Source organism: Buttiauxella agrestis ATCC 33320, from assembly GCF_000735355.1.
Lineage (GTDB): Bacteria > Pseudomonadota > Gammaproteobacteria > Enterobacterales > Enterobacteriaceae > Buttiauxella > Buttiauxella agrestis.
Window position 1 is genome coordinate 91481 of sequence record NZ_JMPI01000061.1, and the last position, 6247, is coordinate 97727.

General features: G+C 50.7%; 4 protein-coding genes and 1 pseudogene. 1 reads left to right on the forward strand and 4 read right to left on the reverse strand.

Annotation, left to right across the window (positions count from 1 at the left end):
- Positions 1 to 32: 32 nt before the first annotated feature.
- Both GBAG_RS17555 and ascF read right to left on the reverse strand, forming a co-directional pair.
- Positions 33 to 1463, reverse strand: a complete 1431-nt coding sequence (locus tag GBAG_RS17555; protein WP_034498687.1) for a 6-phospho-beta-glucosidase — start codon at positions 1461 to 1463, stop codon at positions 33 to 35.
- A 17-nt stretch (positions 1464 to 1480) separates the two neighbouring features.
- Positions 1481 to 2938 carry a PTS cellobiose/arbutin/salicin transporter subunit IIBC gene (gene ascF, locus GBAG_RS17560; RefSeq protein ID WP_034498690.1) on the reverse strand — a complete coding sequence of 486 codons (1458 nt, stop codon included), beginning with the start codon at positions 2936 to 2938 and terminating at the stop codon, positions 1481 to 1483.
- A 357-nt stretch (positions 2939 to 3295) separates the two neighbouring features.
- Here ascF and GBAG_RS17565 point away from each other — a divergent pair, with 357 nt between their 5' ends.
- Positions 3296 to 4333, forward strand: coding sequence for a LacI family DNA-binding transcriptional regulator (locus GBAG_RS17565; protein ID WP_034498692.1), 1038 nt, complete (start codon positions 3296 to 3298; stop codon positions 4331 to 4333).
- Between the two features lie 20 nt (positions 4334 to 4353).
- Here the strand turns inward: GBAG_RS17565 and GBAG_RS17570 are convergent, their stop codons facing one another.
- Complete coding sequence (locus tag GBAG_RS17570; RefSeq protein WP_034498694.1) at positions 4354 to 5385, reverse strand: NADP-dependent oxidoreductase; 1032 nt, start codon at positions 5383 to 5385, stop codon at positions 4354 to 4356.
- Between the two features lie 96 nt (positions 5386 to 5481).
- Positions 5482 to 6247: pseudogene (locus GBAG_RS17575) on the reverse strand (methyl-accepting chemotaxis protein); the annotation flags it as partial.

Sequence of the window (6247 nt, forward strand, 5' to 3'; positions counted from 1 at the left end):
AGGCTTCAAAGCCAGGCCGCATAACTCACAAGTTAGCTTAAATCAGCGCCATTGCTGGCAATCACTTTCTTATACCAGTAAAACGATTTTTTGCGTGTGCGGACCAGAGTACCGTTGCCCTGATCGTCACGATCTACATAGACGAAACCATAGCGCTTGCTCATTTCACCGGTGGATGCCGCGACTAAATCTATGCAGCCCCACGAGGTGTAACCCATAACCGGAATGCCGTCGTCGATGGCGTCGGCCATGGCTTTGATGTGCTCGCGCAAGTAGCTAATACGATAGTCATCGTTGATTTCGCCCTGCTCGTTAACCACATCTTTCGCACCGAGGCCGTTTTCCACCAGGAACAGCGGTTTCTGGTAGCGGTCGTACATCATGTTCATGGTGATTCGCAGACCCAGCGGGTCGATTCCCCAACCCCATTCGCTCGCCTGAATGTGCGGGTTTTTCAGGGATTTCACGATATTTGCCGCATTACTGTTGCTATCGTTCATATCAGCCGACGCACAACGCGAGGCGTAATAGCTGAACGAAACAAAATCGACGGTATTTTTGAGAATTTCATCATCGCCCGGCTCGATTTCTAGCGTAATGCCTTTCTCGCGGAACACGCGTTTGGTGTAAGACGGGTATGCGCCGCGCGCCTGAACATCAATAAAGAACAGGTTCTCACGGTCTTTTTCCAGCGCTGCCCAGACATCTTCAGGCTTGCAGGAGTATGGGTAGAAATTCCCGCCCGCCAGCATGCAACCCACCTGATTCTCCGGATTCACTTCGTGGGCAATTTTCGTCGCCAGCGCACTCGCCAGCAGTTCGTGGTGCGTTGCCTGGTATTTAACTTGTTCTTTATTATCACCTTCTTCGAACACCAGACCTGCGCCAGAATACGGGCTATGCAGCAGAATGTTGATTTCGTTGAAGGTCAGCCAGTATTTCACCAGCCCGTCGAACGCTTCAAAACAGGTGCGCGCATAGCGGGTGAAAAACTCCACCATTTTGCGGTTACGCCAGGAGCCGTACTCTTTCACCAGATGCATCGGCACATCAAAATGGCACAACGTCACCAGCGGTTCGATACCGTACTTTTTGCACTCGGCAAACATGTCGCGGTAAAACGCGATGCCTTCCGCGTTTGGCGTTAATTCATCGCCATTAGGGTAAATACGGCTCCAGGCAATCGAGGTGCGAAATACGGTAAAGCCCATTTCCGCCATCAGCGCGATGTCTTCTTTGTAGCGATGATAGAAATCAATGCCGACGTGGCTTGGGTAATATTCGTCATCGCGCAAACTAAAGCGCTTCTCGATACCCAGTTTTACCGATAAACGGTCTTTGCCATGCGGGATCGTATCGACGGTGGTCAGCCCTTTGCCGCCGTCAAGATAAGCACCCTCGGCTTGGTTCGCCGCAATCGCACCGCCCCATAAAAAATCCTTCGGAAATAGAGATTCGTTCATGAGATTCCTCTTCTTAATTAGTTAGCGCTTGCAGATGCAACAACGGCGTTTGGCTGTACCTGTTCTTTCTCGTTACTTTGCTCTTGTTCAACCGGGATATCTTCAAAGCCCAGTAACAACGTCAAGAAGAAAGAAAGCACCACAGCCAGGATCATCACGCCAAACACCCATACAATGCTCATCGGATTTGCCGGGTCAAAAAACTGTACGCTGGTGAATAATCCCGGTGACGCCATCGAATGACTCGCCAGCCCACCGATTCCGGCCACCGCACCACAAACAAAGCCACTGATTAATGCCGCAATTAATGGGCGTTTCAGACGCACTGCCACACCGTAAAGTGCTGGTTCGGAAATACCCGCCACAATCGCCGAAGCCGCAGCGGCCAGCGCAGTCTGGCGCAGTTCAGGGTTTTTCGTTTTCCACGCCACTGCCAAAGATGAACCGCCAAGTGACAGGTTGGCACCAATTTCAGAAGGCATAACCATCCCTTCTTTGCCCGTTTCGGCAATGGTTTGAATAATAGATGGTGTGAATACACGGTGCATGCCCGTCATCACCAGCAGTGGCCACAGCGCACCCATAATCGCCACCGACAACCAACCTAAATAGTGGTGAATGGTATAAACCAGGGAAGAAATACCGGTACCAATCCAGATACCCAGCGGGCCAATCAGCATGATGGCTATCGGGGCGGAGATCAGCACAATCAGCATCGGTTTGAGGAAGTTTTTCGTCACCGCAGGCGTGATACGGTCAACCCAACGTTCGATGTACGACAGAATCCAGGTCATGCACAACGCAGGAATAACGGTGTAGGTGTATTTTACCGCCGTGACCGTCATGCCCATAAATTCAACATGTTGGCCCTGGGCCGCTTTCGCCATCAGGTCAACAAAGTTCGGGTGAACCAGCACGCCAGCAATGGCAATCGCCAGTGACATATTGGTTTTGAATTTTATCGCGGCAGAGGCCGCAACCATGATTGGCAGGAAGAAGAACGCGCCATCGCCAATCACGTTCAGAATAATCAGCGTGGACGAGCCTTTGTCGAATACGCCGGTCATATCCAGAATCATGGCCAGCAGTTTTACCATCGAGCCGCCGATAATCGCCGGAATCAACGGCGACATGGTGCCAATCAGCGCATCCAGAATCCCGGCACCAATCCGTTTCAGGGTGATTTTATTTTTGCCATTTGCCGGAACCGCTGGCTGCATACCTTCTGGCAACAGTTTCAGCACTTCAGCATAGGCCTGAGAAACGGTATTACCGATGATCACTTGGCACTGGTTTTCGCTGCGAACAACACCCAGCACGCCATTGATAGCTTTCAGTTTCGCGGTATCCACGATGCTGTCGTCATTTAAAACAAACCGCAAACGCGTCATGCAGTGTGTGACTGCGCCAACGTTTCCTGCGCCACCAATTGCGTCCACTATCGACTGAGAGACTGCCGCGTAATTCTTAGCCATGAGTTACCACTCTTTCTTATTTAAATTCATGCAGTTGCAAATGTCATTACCGGTAATATCACGCCAGGCTGTAGGGTTCTGAGAAATAGGTAACCGGTTCCACATTAGATTGACCAGGCAAAACAAACAGATCAAACACTAATTTTTCATATTGTTAATTTTGTGATTACGATCGCCATAATCGGCCTTTTAAGGCCACTAACACCGCTTTCATACCCTAAATAATTCGAGTTGCTTCGAGGGGGCGAGGTCACGCAGCCAACAAAGAAGCGGCTTGAAGTATGACGGGTATAGGGCAGTATTTTGTCGCTGCGGAATGTGTAAAATGGGCGCAATCATCAAAGCCAGGAAGCTCCCATGTCGACAATGCTAGAAGTGGCAAAAAAAGCCGGTGTCTCAAAAGCCACCGTTTCACGCGTTTTATCCGGCAAGGGATACGTGAGCGACGCCACCAAAGAGCAGGTTTATAAAGCCATTGAGGAAGCAGGATACCGGCCAAATTTACTGGCTCGTAATCTGGCGTCTAATAAATCGGAATGTATCGGGCTGGTCGTGACGAACACGTTATATAACGGCAGCTATTTCAGTGAAATACTTTCTCAGGCCGCCAAGAAATTAGAAGACAACGGTCGCCAGCTTATTCTGGTGGACGGCAAACACAGTGCGCAGGAAGAACGCGAAGCCATTCAATTTTTGCTCGATTTACGTTGTGATGCGGTGATTATTTATCCTCGCTTTTTATCCATTGATGAAATGGATGAAATTATCGATCAATATAAACAGCCCATCATGGTAGTGAATCGAAAATTAAGAAAACACCAAAGCCACTGTATTTGTTGTGACCATAAAGGTTCCAGCTATCTGGCCACCAAACATCTTATTGAGCGCGGTCATCGTGATATTGCTTTTATTACCGGATCGATGGATTCCCCTACCGCGATCGAGCGTTTAGCCGGATATAAAGAAGCGTTAAATCAATATGATATTGGCATTAACGACAACTTAATTGTGCAAGGGAAATGGACGCCTGGCAGCGGAGTCTCAGCGGTAGAATCGCTGTATCAACGGCAAGATAAGATCAGCGCGATCGTCGCCAGTAATGATGAAATGGCGATCGGTGCCATGAAGAAATTAAACGATCTGGGAATTTCGGTTCCCGGTGAAATATCAATTATCGGCTTCGATAATATCCCTACCGCACCTTATCTCTCCCCGGCGTTATCCAGTGTTAAAGATCCCGTCAGCGAAATGATCAGCGAAGTGATCAACCGTTTAATTTCAATGCTGGATGGCGGGTATTTGTCCAAAGAGAATATATTTACATCGGATTTATTAGTGCGGAATTCGGTAATAGATGGGCCATATAAAAGTAAAAAATGGGTGGATAAGCATTAGCCTCATCCACCCTTTTCACCTTATTCGGCGACTTTCACAATCACCTTGCCAAAGTTCTTGCCGCTTAACAAGCCGCGGAATGCTTCAACGCTATTCTCCAGACCGTCGACAATATCTTCACGGAACTGAATTTTACCTTCCGCCAGCCATTGGCTCATCTGCTTAAAGAATTGCGGGTAACTGTCGCTGTAATCCTGAGAAATAATAAAGCCTTGAACACGCAAACGTTTTTTCAGAATGGTGCCCATCAACAGCGGCAAACGATCCTGCTCAAAAGCGCTGTTAGCGCCGTTGTACTGGCTGATGACGCCACATACCGGAACCCGCGCTTTGGTGTTCAACAGCGGCAGAACGGCATCAAACACGGCCCCGCCGACGTTTTCAAAATAGACATCAATGCCTTTGTTACAGGCTTTTTTCAGCTGTTCGGCAAAATCTGGCGCTTTGTGGTCAATACAGGCGTCAAACTTCAGCGTTTCTGTGACGTAACGGCACTTCTCAGCACCACCTGCAATCCCGACGACTTTTGCACCGAGCAATTTCGCCACTTGCCCCACCACTGACCCGACCGCACCGCTGGCCGCCGCAACAACCACGGTTTCTCCGGCTTTCGGTTGCCCGATATCGGTCAGCCCCATGTATCCGGTAAAACCAGGCATGCCGAGCAAACCGAGCGCATACGACGGGTGCTGCATATTCGGGTCGAGTTTCTGCACGTCGCTGCCATCAGACACCGCGTAATCCTGCCAACCGGTGTAGGCCAACACCAGCTCACCCGCTTTATAGTCCGCGTGTTCAGATTTTTCGACACGGCAGACGGTGCCTGCACCAATGACATCGCCAATGGCCAGCGGCGCGGAATAAGACTCGGCATCATCCATACGCCCGCGCATATACGGGTCGAGGGATAAATAGAGTGTGCGCAGCAGCAACTGACCTGCGGCAGGTTGTGGAACAGGCGCTTCTTCCAGGCGAAGATCCTGATCGGTTGGCATACCTTGCGGGCGCTGCGCCAGGACAAAGCGGCGGTTAATTTGGGACGACTGCGTCATAACGCTCTCCATTGATAGGGTCGTGAGTAAAAATTCAATTAGTCCCAGACTAGCTAATAATCCTCCGACATGGGGTGAAAAATGTGCCATTTAACATCAATGCAAAACCGTCACCGCATCTTCGAGGCGCGTCGCCCGGTGCTTCACCATCGCCGACACTTCCGCACTTTCTTCGACCAGCGCCGCATTTTTCTGTGTGATAGCGTCCAGTTCTGCGACCGCTCGCGTTAAATCAGACAATCCTTCGGCTTGCTCAGAAGTGGCAAGGCTGATCTGCCCCAAAAGCTGCGTCACATTGCGCACCTGCTCGACAATATCATTCATGGTGCGCCCCGCTTCGTGAACCTGAATGGTGCCGGACTGCACTTTGCTGGCGCTGGCATCAATCAGTTTGCGGATATCGTTGGCCGCCGTCGCGCTGCGTTGTGCCAGGTTTCGCACTTCACCGGCAACCACGGCAAAACCTTTACCCTGCTCTCCGGCACGCGCGGCTTCCACCGCCGCGTTCAGCGCCAGAATATTTGTCTGGAACGCAATATCATTGATAAGACTGGTAATGGAGCCAATACGCTGGGTGCTGTCGGCAATGTCATCCATGGTCGTCACCACGGTTTCCATCGCTTTCCCGCCGTGCGCTGCGGCCTGGCTCGCAGAACTGGAAAGTTTATCGGCGGCTGCAGCAGTTTCTGAATTGTTCTGCACCGATACCGCCATCTGACTCATGGTCGTGACGGTTTGCTGCACATTTTCCACGGACTGGCGCGTGCGTTCATTCAATTCCACGTTCCCCTGCGCCAGCGCTTCACTCCCGCTACGCACGTTTTCAACCTGGTGCTGACATCATGAATCAGCCAGCGGCACA